The 14593-nt window shown below is 72.7% G+C and carries 10 protein-coding genes; 4 read left to right on the forward strand and 6 right to left on the reverse strand.

What is annotated here, in order from left to right:
• Window positions 1-45 precede the first annotated feature (45 nt).
• Together eccCa and AB0F71_RS35805 are read left to right on the forward strand one after the other, a co-directional pair.
• Complete coding sequence (eccCa, locus tag AB0F71_RS35800) at window positions 46-3990, forward strand: type VII secretion protein EccCa (protein ID WP_360244014.1); 3945 nt, start codon at window positions 46-48, stop codon at window positions 3988-3990.
• Window positions 3991-4502: 512 nt separating this feature from the next.
• Window positions 4503-5906, forward strand: a complete 1404-nt coding sequence (locus AB0F71_RS35805) for an APC family permease (protein ID WP_360244017.1) — start codon at window positions 4503-4505, stop codon at window positions 5904-5906.
• Between the two features lie 106 nt (window positions 5907-6012).
• Here AB0F71_RS35805 and AB0F71_RS35810 read toward each other — a convergent pair whose 3' ends face one another.
• The 6 genes from AB0F71_RS35810 to AB0F71_RS35835 form a co-directional block, all read right to left on the reverse strand.
• Window positions 6013-7308, reverse strand: a complete 1296-nt coding sequence (locus AB0F71_RS35810) for a hypothetical protein (protein ID WP_360244020.1) — start codon at window positions 7306-7308, stop codon at window positions 6013-6015.
• 144 nt (window positions 7309-7452) lie between these two features.
• Entirely contained in the window at window positions 7453-7995 is a 543-nt protein-coding gene (locus tag AB0F71_RS35815) for a SigE family RNA polymerase sigma factor (RefSeq protein ID WP_360244023.1), read from the reverse strand.
• Window positions 7996-8121: 126 nt separating this feature from the next.
• Window positions 8122-9354 carry a type VII secretion-associated serine protease mycosin gene (gene mycP, locus AB0F71_RS35820; RefSeq protein ID WP_360244026.1) on the reverse strand — a complete coding sequence of 411 codons (1233 nt, stop codon included), beginning with the start codon at window positions 9352-9354 and terminating at the stop codon, window positions 8122-8124.
• Window positions 9355-9466: 112 nt separating this feature from the next.
• Window positions 9467-9757, reverse strand: coding sequence for a WXG100 family type VII secretion target (locus AB0F71_RS35825; RefSeq protein WP_360244029.1), 291 nt, complete (start codon window positions 9755-9757; stop codon window positions 9467-9469).
• 99 nt (window positions 9758-9856) lie between these two features.
• Window positions 9857-10159: a WXG100 family type VII secretion target gene (locus AB0F71_RS35830; RefSeq protein WP_360244032.1), complete on the reverse strand. Its 303-nt coding sequence runs from the start codon at window positions 10157-10159 to the stop codon at window positions 9857-9859.
• Window positions 10160-10343: 184 nt separating this feature from the next.
• Window positions 10344-12107, reverse strand: coding sequence for a type VII secretion protein EccB (locus AB0F71_RS35835; RefSeq protein ID WP_360244035.1), 1764 nt, complete (start codon window positions 12105-12107; stop codon window positions 10344-10346).
• Between the two features lie 211 nt (window positions 12108-12318).
• Between AB0F71_RS35835 and eccE the strand changes: the two genes are divergently transcribed.
• Both eccE and AB0F71_RS35845 read left to right on the forward strand, forming a co-directional pair.
• Window positions 12319-13722 carry a type VII secretion protein EccE gene (eccE, locus tag AB0F71_RS35840; protein WP_360244038.1) on the forward strand — a complete coding sequence of 468 codons (1404 nt, stop codon included), beginning with the start codon at window positions 12319-12321 and terminating at the stop codon, window positions 13720-13722.
• On the forward strand, window positions 13722-14489 hold the full coding sequence (locus AB0F71_RS35845; RefSeq protein ID WP_360244041.1) for a hypothetical protein: 768 nt from the start codon (window positions 13722-13724) through the stop codon (window positions 14487-14489). The genes eccE and AB0F71_RS35845 overlap by 1 nt, the downstream gene beginning before the upstream one ends.
• The last annotated feature ends 104 nt before the right edge of the window (window positions 14490-14593 follow it).

Raw genomic sequence — 14593 nt, forward strand, 5'->3', positions numbered from 1 at the left:
GGCTGATGCCGAAGTGATCGATCGACGCCGCGGGGTGGGTGACGCATGGGTGTGATCATGGTCAAGCGACCGGCCAGGGCCTACCCGCCGACGGTGCCGGACGAGCCGGTGGAGCTGGTCAGTCCGCCGGAGCTGCCCCGGCAGGGCGGCGAGGACTGGCTGATGAGCGTCCTGCCGATGCTCGGCATGGGCGGTTCGGCGGTGTTCTTCTTCTCGCCGGGTGCGGCCGCGCCGATGAAGATCATGGGCGGTCTGATGATCGTCTCGACGGTCGGCATGGTGCTGGCCCAGATCGTGCGGGCCCGCCGGGGCGGCTCGACCGCGATGGCGGACGAGCGGCGCGACTACCTCAAGTACCTCCAGCAGACCCGCCGCCAGGTGCGCCGCACGGCGGAGAGCCAGCGCGGCGCGCTGCTGTTCCTGAACCCGGCGCCGGACCAGCTCTGGTCGATCGTCGAGGACGGCCGCCGGCTGTGGGAGCGGCGGACGGCCGACGGCGACTTCGCGCAGATCCGGGTCGGCCTCGGGCCGGTGCAGCTGTCCACCCCGCTGGTGGCGCCGCAGACCGCGCCGATGGACGAGCTGGAGCCGCTGTCGGCGGCCGCGATGCACTCGTTCCTCAAGGCGCACGGCACCCTCCAGGACCTGCCGCTGGCGGTCTCGCTGCGGGCCTTCTACCACATCACGGTGTGCGGGGACCCGGACTCGGTGTACGGGAACGTGCGCGCGATGATCGCCCAGCTGACCACCCTGCACTCCCCGGACGACCTGCTGGTCGCGGTCGCCGCGGCACCCGGCGCGGCCGAGGAGTGGGACTGGACCAAGTGGCTCCCGCACAACCAGCACCGCAAGGAGAGCGACGGCGCGGGCTCGCGCCGGCTGAGCGCCACCGACCTGGGCGAACTGGAGTACCTGCTGCAGGACGAGCTGGCCGGCCGCCAGCGCTTCGTCCGGGACGCGGCGCCCGCCGCGGACCAGCCGCACCTGGTGGTGATCATGGACGGCGCCGGGGTCCCGCACGACTCGGTGCTGGCCGGCCCCGAGGGCGTGCAGGGGGTGACCGTCATCGAGGTCGTCCCGGGCGAGGTGGACGAGCCGAGCGGGCACCTGATGGTGACGGTCAACCCGCAGGAGCTGGTGCTGCGTTCGGCCTCCGGGGCGACGTACAGCGGCAAGCCGGACCTGCTCTCGCTGTGGCAGTCCGAGGCGCTGGCGCGGCAGTTGGCGCCGTACCGGGCCTCGGCCGGCGGGGACGACGAGCCGCTGCTGTCCAACCTGGACTTCACCGACATGATGAACTCGGGCGACCCGGGCTCCTTCGACGTGGCCCGCAGCTGGCGCCCGCGCGCCCAGCACGAGCGGATGCGGGTGCCGATCGGCGTCGGCGCGAACGGCGAGCACGTCTACCTGGACATCAAGGAGGCCGCGCTGGAGGGCATGGGCCCGCACGGCCTGTGCGTGGGCGCGACCGGTTCCGGCAAGTCGGAGCTGCTGCGCACCCTGGTGCTGGCGCTGGCGATGACCCACTCCTCGGAGACGCTGAACTTCGTGCTCGCCGACTTCAAGGGCGGCGCGACCTTCCTGGGCATGGCGGACATGCCGCACACCTCCGCGGTGATCACCAACCTGGAGGGCGAGCTCACCCTGGTCGACCGCATGCGCGACGCGATCGAGGGCGAGCTGCACCGCCGCCAGGAACTGCTGCACCGCTCCGGCAACTACGCCAACATCCACGAGTACGAGCGGGCCCGGGCGGCCGGCGCGGCCCTGGACCCGCTGCCCTCGCTGGTGCTGATCATCGACGAGTTCTCCGAACTCCTCACCGCCAAGCCCGACTTCATCGAGATGTTCATCCAGATCGGCCGGATCGGCCGCTCCCTGGGCGTGCACCTGCTGCTGGCCTCGCAGCGCCTGGAGGAGGGCAAGCTGCGCGGCCTGGACACCTACCTCTCGTACCGGATCGGCCTGCGCACCTTCTCGGCGGCCGAGTCGCGGGCGGCGATCGGCGTGCCGGACGCGTACCACCTGCCGCCGGTGCCGGGCGTCGGCTACCTGAAGTTCGGCGAGGACGTGATGGACCGGTTCAAGGCCGCGTACGTCTCGGGGCCCTACCGGGCGCCGGGGCAGCAGCGGTCCACCGGCGGCCGGCGGGTGAACGCCCGGCCGGTGGAGTTCACCTCGGCCTTCGTGGACCTGCCGCCGGCCCCGGTGGAGGAGGAGGCGCCGCAGGTCCAGGAACAGGACGACGCACTGGTGGACACCGTGCTGGACGTCTTCGTCCAGCGGATGTCCGGCCAGGGCCCGGCCGCCCACCAGGTGTGGCTGCCGCCGCTGGAGGAGGCGCCGAGCCTGGACCACCTGCTGCCGCCGCTGCAGCTCGTCCCGGACCGCGGACTGACCGCGCCCGGCTACCCGGGCGGGCGGCTGCGCGCGCCGATCGGCATCGTGGACAAGCCGCGCGAGCAGAAGACCGACATCCTGGAGGTCGACTTCTCCGGGGCGGCCGGCCACGGCCTGGTCGTCGGCGGCCCGCGCTCGGGCAAGTCGACCGTGATGCGCGGCATGACGGCGGCCTTCGGCCTCACCCACACCCCGCGCGAGGTGCAGTTCTACCTGCTGGACTTCGGTGCGGGCAGCTTCCAGTCGCTGCTCGGGCTGCCGCACGTCGGCGGGGTGGCGGGCCGGCTGGACGTGGACAAGGTCCGCCGGATGGTCTCCGAGGTGCACGCGGTGCTCAACCGGCGCGAGGAGCTGTTCCGGGCGACCGGGATCGACACCATCGCGACCTACCGGGCCCGCCGGGCCGCCGGGCAGCTGCCCGACGAGGCCTTCGGCGACGTCTTCCTGATGATCGACGGCTGGAACACCTTCAAGCAGGAGTTCGAGGGGCTGGAGCCGGTGATCGGCGACATCGCCCAGCGCGGCCTCGGCTACGGCGTCCACCTGGTGATCACCGCCGCCCGGTACGCGGAGGTCCGCCCCGCGCTCAAGGACCTGCTGCAGAACCGCATCGAGCTCAAGCTCGGCGACGCGATGGAGTCCGAGGTCGACCGCCGGGTGGCGCAGAACGTGCCGCCGCTGGCCGGGCGCGGGATCACCGCGGAGCGGCTGCACTTCCTGAGCGGCCTGCCGCGACTGGACGGCTCCTCCTCGGTGGACGACCTCCAGGACGGCGTGGCCGGACTGGTCGCCGCGGTCGACGGGGCCTGGGCCGGCCCGCGCGCCCCGCAGGTGCGGATGCTGCCGGCCGTCCTGGACGGGACCTCGCTGCCGAAGGGCTTCGAGCACCCGGAGCGCGGCCTGTGCTTCGGCGTGGACGAGGCCGAGCTGGCGCCGGTGTTCGTCAACTTCGAGACCGACCCGCTGTTCATCGTGTTCGGCGACACCGAGTCCGGGAAGTCCGCGCTGCTGCGGATGCTGATCAAGCAGATCACCGAGCGCTACACCCCGGACCAGGCGGGCATCGTGGTCGGCGACTACCGGCGCGCCCTGCTGGGCACCGTCCCGCCGGAGTACCTGGTGGAGTACGCGGCCGCGCAGCCGGCCATGACCGCCATCGTGGACATGCTGCGCGGGGCCTGCGCCCGCCGCCTGCCCGGTCCGGACGTGACCGCCGAACAGCTGCGCAACCGCAGCTGGTACACCGGCAAGGACATGTTCGTGATCGTCGACGACTACGAGCTGGTCGCCACCGGCTCGGGCAACCCGCTGGCACCGCTGGCCGAGTTCCTGCCGTTCGCGCGGGACATCGGCCTGCGGGTGATCGTGGCCCGCAGCGCGGGCGGCGCCGGGCGCTCGCTGTACGAGCCGGTGATGCAGCGGATGCGCGAGCTGGGCGGGCAGGGCGTCATCCTCTCCGGCAACCGGGACGAGGGCGCACTGCTGGGGACGGTCAAGCCGCAGGCGCTGCCGCCGGGGCGCGGGGTGTACGTGTCACGCCGTGCGACCAACGGGCAGATGGTCCAGACGGGCTGGCTGCCGGTGCAGTGACCGTGCAGTGACCGTGCGGCGACGGTGCACTGACCGGGCGCGGCACCAGGCCGTCCGCTACGGACAGTGAGCGAAGGGGTCGGACTCTGCGGAGTCCGGCCCCTTCGGCGTCCCACGTGCTGAAACGTTACCTAGATCTTTCCGGGCCGGGGCTGCGGTTCCCGTACCCACCTGGGCAGTTGCCGAGCGGCCGGGTGACACCTGGCGTGTCGCCGTACGACCGAGCCACGGCCTTTGAATGGTGGCCCGCAACACTCCGTTCACCTTTGATTCATGCCCGATGTTGCCAAAGTAACAAGTCGGACAAACGATGCCATGACCCTAAGTGATCATCGGATCGCATGCTTATGCCTTTCACCGCAACGGATTCCGAAGCAGTTCCGGCGTTGACGCAATCAATACGCCCAAGGTTCCATGGCGGCCCGGGAGCGACCGGACCAGACCCGAGCAACGAGCCAGCGGAGGCGATACCGCTCCCGTCCCAGGACCGAACAGAGCCGATCGGAATCCACATGACCGACACGCTTCGCCCGCCACAGAACGTAGCCGCCACGGCGGACGGCGCGGCCGCACCCCAGCAGCTCAAGCGCTCGATCGGCGTCGTGGGCGGCACCCTGCTCACGCTGTCCTGCGTCACCCCCGCGTCGACGCTCTTCGTGATCGTGCCGGAACTGTTCTCCAGCATCGGCAGCGCCACCGCCCTGGCCATCGCCATCGGCTCCGTGCTCTGCATCGCGGTCGCGTTCTGCTACTCCGAGCTCGGCACCCTGATCCCCAGCGCCGGCGGCGAGTACGCGATGGTCGGCACCCTGGCCGGACGGCTCGCGGGCTGGCTGGTCTTCATCCAGTCGCTCATCGTGGTGATGATCGTCCCCTCGGTCATCGCCCTCGGCACCGCCGACTACCTGGCGCCCGTCCTGCACGTCGACAAGCCGATCGCCGGCGCCGCCGTGATGCTGGCCGCCACCCTGGCCGGTCTGCTCGACCTGCGCGCCAACGCCTGGATCACCGGCATCTTCCTGGTCCTGGAGGTCATCGCGGCCGGCGTGGTCTCGGTGCTCGGCTTCGCCCACACCAACGCGTCCCACCCCAGCCTGCTGCACGGCCTGGTCTCCACCGACGGCGGCGCCGCCAGCCCGGTCGGCATCGGCGCCATCATCGGCGCCCTCGGCATCGCGCTGTTCGCCACCCAGGGCTTCTCCACCGCCGTCTACCTCTCCGAGGAGCTGGAGAACCCCCGCCGCACCGTCTCCCGCACCGTGCTGTGGACCCTCGGCCTCTCCAGCGCCATCATCCTGATCCCGGTCGCCGCCATCACCCTGGGCGCCCCCGACCTGCAGACCCTGACCTCCGGCGACATCTCCGGCATGGTCACCGCCTGGAGCAACTCCGCCGTCGGCACCTTCATCAGCCTCTGCATCGCGCTGGCGATCATCAACGCCGGCATCGTCATGGTCATCCAGAACTCCCGGGTGCTGTTCGCCTCCGCCCGCGACAAGGCCTGGCCCGAGCCCGTCAACAAGGCCTTCGGCACCCTCGGCCGCTTCGGCTCCCCCTGGATCGCCACCCTCGCGGTCGGCCTGCCCGGTGCCGCGCTCTGCTTCGTCAAGGGCGCGCTCCTCAGCAACATCACCGGCGTCGCCGTCACCGCGATGTACCTGCTGGTCGCCATCGCCTCGCTGCTCTCCCGCCGCGGCCACCACAAGCACGCCGCCGCCTGGCGGATGCCGCTGTGGCCCGCCGTCCCGGTGCTGCTGATCATCGTCCTGGTGTACGTGATGACCCAGCTGGACGCCGAACCCCTGCTGTGGACCGGCGGCATCACCGCCGTCGCCACCCTCTACTGGCTGTTCTACCTGCGCCCCCGGCAGGACACCCGCTGGGTGATCAGCCTCCCCGAGGACCAGCAGGGCTGACCCGCCTCCCCCGAACCCCCACCCCGAACCCCCACCCCTCCCCCACACGGCGGTGCCCCGGGCCCTCCCCCAGGCCCGGGGCACCGCCATGTCCGCACCGCCTGCGCTACTTCCTCAGCTTCCACACCGGGGCGGCGGCGATCGCCTGCATCTGGTCGTCGGTCAGCACCGGGGCCTTGCGGGTCGCCGGGCTGGTCTGGGTGCCGCTGTTGAACGAGCTGATCACCACCCGCAGGCCGTCCGGGTGCAGGGTGTCGACGGTCCACATGCCCACGCCCGGCTTGTCGCTCCCATGGCGGACGACCACCTTGGTGCCGTCCGGCAGCGTCCTGGCGTCGCCGAACAACGAGTCCCCCCGGTCACCGCTCCAGTCCTGCACGTTGAGCTGCACCATGGACTTGCCCTTGCCGTCGTCGAGCACGAAGTTGGCGTAGCCGAAACCGCTGCCCATGGCCTCCGTCTCGGTCAGCCCGCTCGGCAGCAGTGCGGCGACGTTCTGCAGGATCTCCTGCCCGCTGTACTCCCTGGAGGTGTCGCGCACCGGGACCGGCTTCGGCTCCGGGATCGCGGCGATCACCGGGTCCCAGGACTTGTCGGTGACGATCGCCCTGAGCTGGTCCGGCGACAGCGGCGGGGTCGGCCGGCTGTCCGGCGCGCCCTTCTCGGCCGGGGAGTTCCACTCCGACAGCTCGACCTGCCGGCCGTCCTGGCCGATCAGCCTGGCGCTCCAGGACTTGGTGGTGGCCCGCTTGTCCGGGTACTCGTAGCCCTGGAGCACGGTCAGCGAACCGCCGCCCGGCAGACTCGTGCTGGTGCAGGCGTCGTACGGGACCAGCTTCTTGTCCGGGCAGGCATTCTGCGCCCGGTTGGGGTCGTTCGGCGCCAGCCGGGTGAGCGAGATGCCCATCGCGGCCTTGCCCTTGCCGTCGTCGAACAGCAGGGTGGCGCCCGCGTTGCCGCCGCCGCCCGGCTTGCCGGCCGCCGGCTCGGTGCCGGTGCCCTTGCCGTCGGTGACCTGGCCCTTGGGCAGCAGGGCCTGGAAGGCGGCCAGCACCTCGTCGCCGCTGACCGCCTTCGGGGTGGGCGTACCCGTCGAAGCCGGGGTCAGGGCGGCGCTCGTGCCCGTACTCCCGGACGCGGCCCCGGTGGAGGCGGCCGCCAGCGTGGCCGTCCCGGAGGGCGAGCCGGACCCGGTCAGGTACACCGCTCCGGTGCCCACCAGGGCCAGCGCGGCGGCGCCGCCCACCACCGCGGCGGCCGAACGGCTGCGCCAGCGGCGGCGGCCGCGCTGGTACCCGCCCGCGACCATCCCGGCCTGGTCGGCCTGCTCGGGGCGGAAAGCCTCACCGGTGCGGGTGAGGGCGTAGAGGAGATCGTCTTCGAACTTGTCCTGCTCGGGCATGGCGGATCACCGTCTCCTTGCGTCGCGAAAGTGCCGGGGAAATGGGGGGCGTCGGCGGGGCGTGCCGGTGGGTGCGGCGTAGCGATGGGTGTGACGTACCGACGGGTGTGCCGGTGGGCGGGGTGTGCCGGTGGGCGGGACGTTTCAGCGGGCCGAGAGCTCGGCCAGCGAGTCGCCGAGCAGGGTGCGCAGCCGGGCCAGCGCCCGGGTGGTCCTGGTACGGACCGCGCCGGAGGAGAGCCGCAGCACCTCGGCGGTCTGCTCGACACTGCGGTCCTCCCAGTAGCGCAGCACCAGCACGGCCCGGTCCGCGGCGGACATCCGCCCCAGCGCGTCCAGCAGGGTCAGCCGCAGACTGCTGTCCGCGTCCGGCCCGACCGCCTCCGGCAACGCCTCGGTCGGGCGCTCGCCGCTGGAGCGGCGGCGCTGCTGGGCGAGGAAGGTGCGCACCATCACGGTGTGGGTGTAGGCCGCCGGGTTGTCGATCCGGTGGCGGCCGCCGGTGAAGGCGCTGCGCCGCCAGAGCACGTACATCCGGCTGAGGGCCTCCTGCACGAGGTCCTCGGCGTAGTGGGTGTCGCCGCTGGTGAGCAGACAGGCCGAGCGGTACAGGTGCCCGGTGCGGCTGGAGACCAGTTCCAGGAACTCGGCGTCCTTGGCCTCCCGGCCGCCCCCGATCCACCCCATGTGCCCGTCGCTCCCCCGCGTCCGTGTGCCCCGCCGACACTTGATGGATGCGGTGAACCGGCCCCGGTGTTACGGGTGTTCCGCAGGATCTTTTCCGGACCGCGCAGGGGCGCGCGGGCGGGCGGGTCAGTCGGCGGAGCCGCGGCGCCGGTCGCGCAGCACGACGCCGCCGCCGATCAGCAGGGCGACCAGCAGCGCGCCGACGCCGACCACATAGGTGGCGGTACGGCCGTCGCGGTCGGCCTGGGTCTCGCCGAGGCCGACCGGGGCCGGCACGATCGGGGCCGCGGCCAGCTTCACGGGGGCGTCCTGGGCGGGCTCGGACGGCGGGTCCTCCGGCGCCGTGGTGACGGCCTTCACCGGGTCCACCACGCCCCAGCCGATGAACCGGTTCGGGCCGCGCTCGGTGCGCTGGGCGGTCTGCTCGATCCAGGCCCGCACCTGGGCCGGCGTCCACTTCGGGTGCGCGCCGACCAGCAGCGCGGCGAGCCCGGCGACGTACGGGGCGGCGAAGCTGGTGCCGTTGTCCACGCACTGGCCGCCGCCGGGCACCGTGGAGAGCATCTCGACGCCGGGCGCGGCGACCTTCACGAAGGAGCCGTACTGGGAGAACGGGGCGCGCTCGTTGTTGCGGTCGGAGGCGCCCACGGACAGCACGGTCGGGAAGGCGCCCGGGTAGGTGTCGCCCTCGTTGCCGTCGTTGCCGCTGGAGGCGACCACCACGACCTTGTTCTGCTCGGCCCGCTCGATCGCGGCCTTCAACTCCTGGTAGCCGCCGAACCGGGCGTCGCCCGCGCCGCGCACGTCCTGGGAGATGTTGATGACCCCGACGTGCCTGTCGACCGCGTCGTTGATGGCCTTGGTCAGGGTGGAGACGTCGCCGTTGCCCGCGCTGTCGTTCTGCCGGATCGCGTAGATCCTGGCGTCGGGGGCCAGTCCGACGAAGCCGGTCCGGTCGCTGCGGCTCGCGGCGATGATGCCGGCCACCTTGGTGCCGTGGCCGACCGTGTCGGTCAGCGAGGTTCCGTCGACGGCCTTGTTGCTCTGCTTGTCGATCAGCAGGCTCGGGCCCGCGTCCACCTTGCCGTGCAGCTGCAGGTTGGTGTCGTCCACCCCGGTGTCGATGACGGCGACCGTCACGCCGCTGCCGGTGGTCGCCCCGCCCTGCCAGAGCTGGTCGAGCAGTATCCGCTGCAGCGACCACGGCACGGTCGGCACGTCGGGCGCGGGCCGGGGGCAGTCACCGGCGGCGGCCAGCCCGGGCCCGCCGTCCGCGTGCGCGGGGGCGGCCAGCGGACCGCCCAGCACCGTGAGCGCGGCCAGCGCCGCGGCCGTCCTGCGGAACCCGCGTCCGGACACCCTGCCACCCCTCATGTTCGCCACCCCGTGCCGCGCCGCGCGCCGAAGGGCGGGCGCCCGGATCCCGGGCGCCCGCCCCTGTCGTTCCCGTCCGGGAACGGTCGGTCGACCGCTACTGCCAGAGACCGGCGTTCTTCTTCTCGGTCGCGTTGTAGCTCTGCGCGGCGCTCTCCAGCGAACCGGAGATCTTGGCGCAGGTGTCCTTGAGGTTCTGGGCGGCGGAGTCCCACTTGGCCTGCTGGGCGTTGTAGCCCTGCTGGGCCTGGCCCTGCCAGCCCTGGGAGATCTTGGTGACCTCCTTGCGCAGCTCGGACAGCATGCTCTCGATCTTGTTGGCCGAGTTCTGCACGTCCTGCGACGCCTGGTGGAGGGTCTGGAAGTTGACGAGGATGTGGTCGGTCACAATGTCTCCCTTGACGAGGATGCGGAGCACCCGGCGCTCAGCCGCGGGCGCCCCGTCGAACGGACGGTCGGAACAGAGTGCTGGTCAGCTCTTCGACGCTCAGCCCTGCGGGCCGAACAGCGCCTTCTGCTCCTCTTCCGCGCTCGCGTAGTGCTTGGTGGTCAACTCGATCGCGTGCTTGATCGCGGTCAGCGACTTGCGCAGCTCGTCGACGTCCGTGTTGACCTGGTTCTGCAGCACCTTGTAGGCGTCCGCCGCCTGGCCCTTCCAGCCACTGGTGATGTTGTCGACCGTGGTCTGGAGCGCCTTGCGCTCCGCCTCGATCTGGCCGATGGCCGTCTCGATCTTCCCGGCGAAGTCCATCATCTCCTGCGCGGTCACCGTGAACTGGCCGTCACTCATGCTCCACCATCCCCCATGAGACAAACATTGTGTGTACGTAGGGCCCCCCGGGGCCCCGCCGTCGCATCACCCGTCGTGATGTCCAGCAGCACTGTAGTCGGCACACGCAACTCACCCAACATCGAGCGCCCACTAGTTACCAGACCATGACACTGGGGCCAATTCCGTTGCCGGGCTTGGCCGATCAGGCGTTCTGCGGCTGCGCGGCGCTCTTCGCGGTCAGCGGCGGGCCGGCCGGGACCAGGTTCGACCACTCCTTGGGCACCGGCAGCGGCTGGACGTTCTGGTAGCCCAACCGCGCCTGGTTCCCGCCGGGTTGGTCGTCCGGGTTCTGGGTCGGCTGGCCACCCGTGCCGGGGTTCTGGGCGCCCGGCGCCGGGGTCGCCGACTTCGGCGCACCGCCGGGCGTGGCCGACGGGCTGGGGCCGTGGCCGCCGTCGCTGTTGGCCGGGACGGAGTAGCGCAGGCCGGTCTCGGTGATCAGGAAGTCGGTGCCGGAGCCGTCGGCCGCACCGGCGTTGGCATTCGCCCCCGCGTTGGCGTTCGCACCGGCATTGGCGTTGGCGTTGCCGTTCGCACCGGCGGCCGCCGTCGCGGCGGCACCGGCCGCGTTGTCCACCGCCCGGTAGAACAGCCCGTGGCCGGGCGTCACGTACGCCGCGCCCGCGCCGTTGTTGTACGCCGCCGGGTAGGACGTCCCGGCCCAGACGCTGCGCCTGGGCGTGCGACCGTCCTCGGCCATGCCGTCGAAGGTGCTGCACACCACCTGGCGGGGGTCCTGCCGGTCCGTCCAGTTGTTCACCGGCGCACCGGACTTCAACGGCCAGTCGTCCGGCGTGTTCGGCAGCCGTACATCCGTGTTGAACCTGGACTGGTCGTCCGGGGTCATCTCGTCGCTGCGCGGCCGCTTGTCCTGGTCGTACTTGTAGAGCATCTGGTAGGCCGGGTTCTGCCGGATCAGCTCCGCCTGGAACGGGGTGATCAGGAAGAGGCCGTCCTTGCCGACCACGTAGTTGCGGTCCTGGTAGTGCACCAGCCGGCCGATCCGGCGGTCCGCCGCGTTGCCCAGGGCCACGTTCGAGTTGGGACCCTGGCTGTCCGCCATGTCCTTGACGTCGGGGAAGACGATCGGGCTCGCGGGCACCAGGGTGTCCAGCCACTCCCGCTTCACCCGCTGCGGCACCGCGTTGGGCCCGAAGACCGCCGTGACCAGCGCCCGGCGCTCCTTGTCGTCGGACTTCGGTCCGATCGCGTGCTTGCGGCCCTGCGCGTCGACCAGGAACAGGCTCGCCACCGCCTGGCCCGCCGCCGAGCTGGTCGACACCTGCTGGTCGTCGGCCTGCTGGACCAGCATCAGCTGGTCCGGGCCGAGCATCCGGTCCTTCGCGGACAGCGCCGCCGCGTCCGCCCCGGCCGCCACGAACACCGCCTGGTTGACGGTCTCCCGCTTGTCGTCCGACCCCGGACGGTCGCAGACCGCCCACTTCATCGGCTGGCTCGCGTTGTCCTTGCCCGGCAACTTGTCCGGGGCGTACGGGATCCCGATGGTCGGGCCGTGGTTGGGGTAGCGGTCCAGCACCCCGTCGTCCACCACCACGACCTTGGCGTCGACCGGCAGCACCAGCCGCGCCGAGGACATGTTGAGCACCTGGTGCAACCGCTTGGTCCGGCCGTCCGGGTCGGTCAGCACCACGTAGCGGGTGGTCGACTGCTTGCCCTGGATGATGTTCTTGCCGCTGTCCCACTGCAGCGGGGCGGCGGGCTTGAACACCCCCCAGAGCCCGAACCCGGCCACCACCACGGCCCCCACCAGCACGCTCGGCAGCACCGCCTTCACCGGGCGCGGCGCGTCCTCGTCACTGCCGCCGCCGGAGGGCAGCAGGAACGCCCCCACCGTGCGTTTGCGGGCGAAGGTGTACGCGTTGAGCTCGTCCCGGCGCGATGCCATCCTCGTCGTCCCCCTCTGTCAGACGTGTGCCGGCGCCGTGCCGGCGGTGCCCGGCCTCCCGTCGGCCCGACCTGCCCGTGGTCCGCACCCGCCGGGCGGGATCCGGCCCGAACCCTCTACGATGCGGCAGCAGACGGTGAGTACGGTACGGGTACGGTCCGCGAACCAGCCAGCCGGGCCGCGGCAACGGATCAGAGAGGGCCATCGGGGGATGCCAAGCCAGACCGCTCCAGAACGCCGCGCGAGCGCGGGCGGCGGGAGGTCGCACCGGTCCGGGCGGGCCCGTCGCGGCGCCGCGCCCACCGGGGCCGCGGCCGGACGGCCGCCGACGGGCGGCGAGGGCGGCCCCGTCCAGGTGCGCGTCAACCCCCGGCCCGGACTGCTCGGCGGCCGGTTGAAGCTCCAGCAGCTGGTCCTGGTCGAGGTCGCGGTCGCCCTGGTCGCGGTCGGCTGGACGATCAGCCGCCCGGTCGCGGCCGGCTTCGGCGCGGTCTCGCTGGTCCTGCTGGTGCTGGCGGTCGTCCCGCTGCGCGGCCGCACCATCCCGGAGCTGCTGCGGGTCCGCTCGGCCCTCAAGTCCCGCCGCAAGCAGGCGAAGTCGCTGCTGCCGCCGCCCGGCACCGACCCGGCGCTGGCGCCCGCGCTGGAGCTGGAACCGGCACTGCGCACCTGCACCCACGCCACCGAGGCCGACTTCGGCGGCCGCCCCGTCCGCCGGGAGACCGGCATGGTCGGCGACGGCACCTTCCTCAGCTCGGTGCTGCTCGTCCAGGCCAAGGACCAGCCGCTGCGCCCGGTGCGCACCGCGCTGCCGCTGCCGCTGGACGTGATCTGCTCGGCGCTCACCGTGGACGACATCGCCCTGGAGTCGGTGCAGCTGGTCCAGCACACCCAGCCCGCCCCGGCCCAGCACGTGCCGGAGCAGTCGCTGGCCGCCCGCGGCTACCGCGAACTGCCCGACGGCACCGCCACCCCCGGCCTGCGGCTGACCTGGGTCGCCCTCAAGCTCGACCCGGAGCGCGCGGCCACCGCCGTCCGGGCCCGTGGCGGCGGCGAGGAGGGCGCCCGCAAGGCCCTCCAGCGGGTCACCGACCAGCTGGCCGGACGGCTCAACAGCGCCGGGTTCAAAGCCACCGTGCTGGACGAGCGCGAGCTGATCGCCGCCCTCGCCATCGCCACCTGCGCCAACCCGATCGCGGTGGCCGGGCGGCAGGGCACCGGCAGCGGCGGCGGCACCACCCGCCGCACCCAGGAGGGCAACCGCTTCTGGCGGATCGACGACCGCTGGCACAGCACCTACTGGATCTCCCGCTGGCCGCAGCTGACCCGCCCCGGCGGCGCGGCCGGCCGGATCGGCGCCCCGGACCTGGTCAACCTGATCACCGGCTCCCCCGCGCTGGCCAGCACGTTCAGCCTCACCGCCGGGCACGGCACCGGCGGCTCGGTCACCGTCAGCGGCCACCTGCGGGTGACCGGGCGCAGCGAGGGCGAGGTCGGCGACATCGGCCGCCAGCTGGAGGCGCGGGCGCAGAGCGCCGGCCTCGGCCTGGTCCGGCTCGACCTCGAACAGGCCCCCGGCATGCTCGCCACCCTGCCGCTGGGAGGAGCGTCCTGATGGCGTACCAGACCTACCCCGCCCCCGGTCCGACGCCCGGCACCGAGCAGCGCCGGCCGCGACCGCGGATCCTGCCCGGCTTCGGGCTGCGCGGACCGCGCCGGGAGAAGCACGTGCTGGAGGCCGCCGACCTGGCGGCGCTGGCCTTCCCGGTCGGCGACGACGGCGTGGTGATCGGCGTCGACCCGCAGGGCCTGCCGGCGGTGCTCGGGCTGTTCCGCCCCAGCGCGTACGACCTGGTGCTGGTCGGCGGCGTGTGGACGGCACAGGTGATCGCGCTGCGCGCGGCCGCGATCGGCGCCCGGGTCGCGGTGGAGACCGCCCGCGGCCAGCTCTGGGGCCCGATGGCGCAGGCCGCCGGCGGCGGCCAGCCGTGCGTGACGGTGCACCAGGTCGGGCGGCTCGGCCCGCAGGGCGCCTCGGTGGCCTCGCCCGTCCTGGTGGTGCGCGACCTCGGCGCCCGCCCGCCGCGCACCCGGCTCTCCGCCGCGCCCTGGCAGACCACGCTGACCCTGCTGCCCTACCTCGGCCCGAACGCCTCCCGGGTGCTCAACGCGGCCGACCTGGTCGGGGTGCAGCGGATCATGCCCCAGGAGGCGGAGGTGGTCGGCCGGGTGCTGTCGCTGCCGCCGGAGGACGTGGCCGCGCTGCCCGGCCTCGGCGACGACCTCACCCTGTGGGCCACCCGGATGCGGCGCCAGTACGTCCGGACAGTGGCCGGCCAGGCCGAACAGCAGGTGCTCGGCGGCCCGCGCCGGATGGACTGAGGGGCGCGTCCGGGCCGGTCGTTCCCGGTCCGGAACCGAAGCCGCCTTCAACAGGGGCAGCCGAACGGCCTAGTCTTTGTTGCGGCAACGGCACCGCTGAACAA

Source organism: Kitasatospora sp. NPDC028055 (assembly GCF_040637885.1).
GTDB lineage: Bacteria > Actinomycetota > Actinomycetes > Streptomycetales > Streptomycetaceae > Kitasatospora.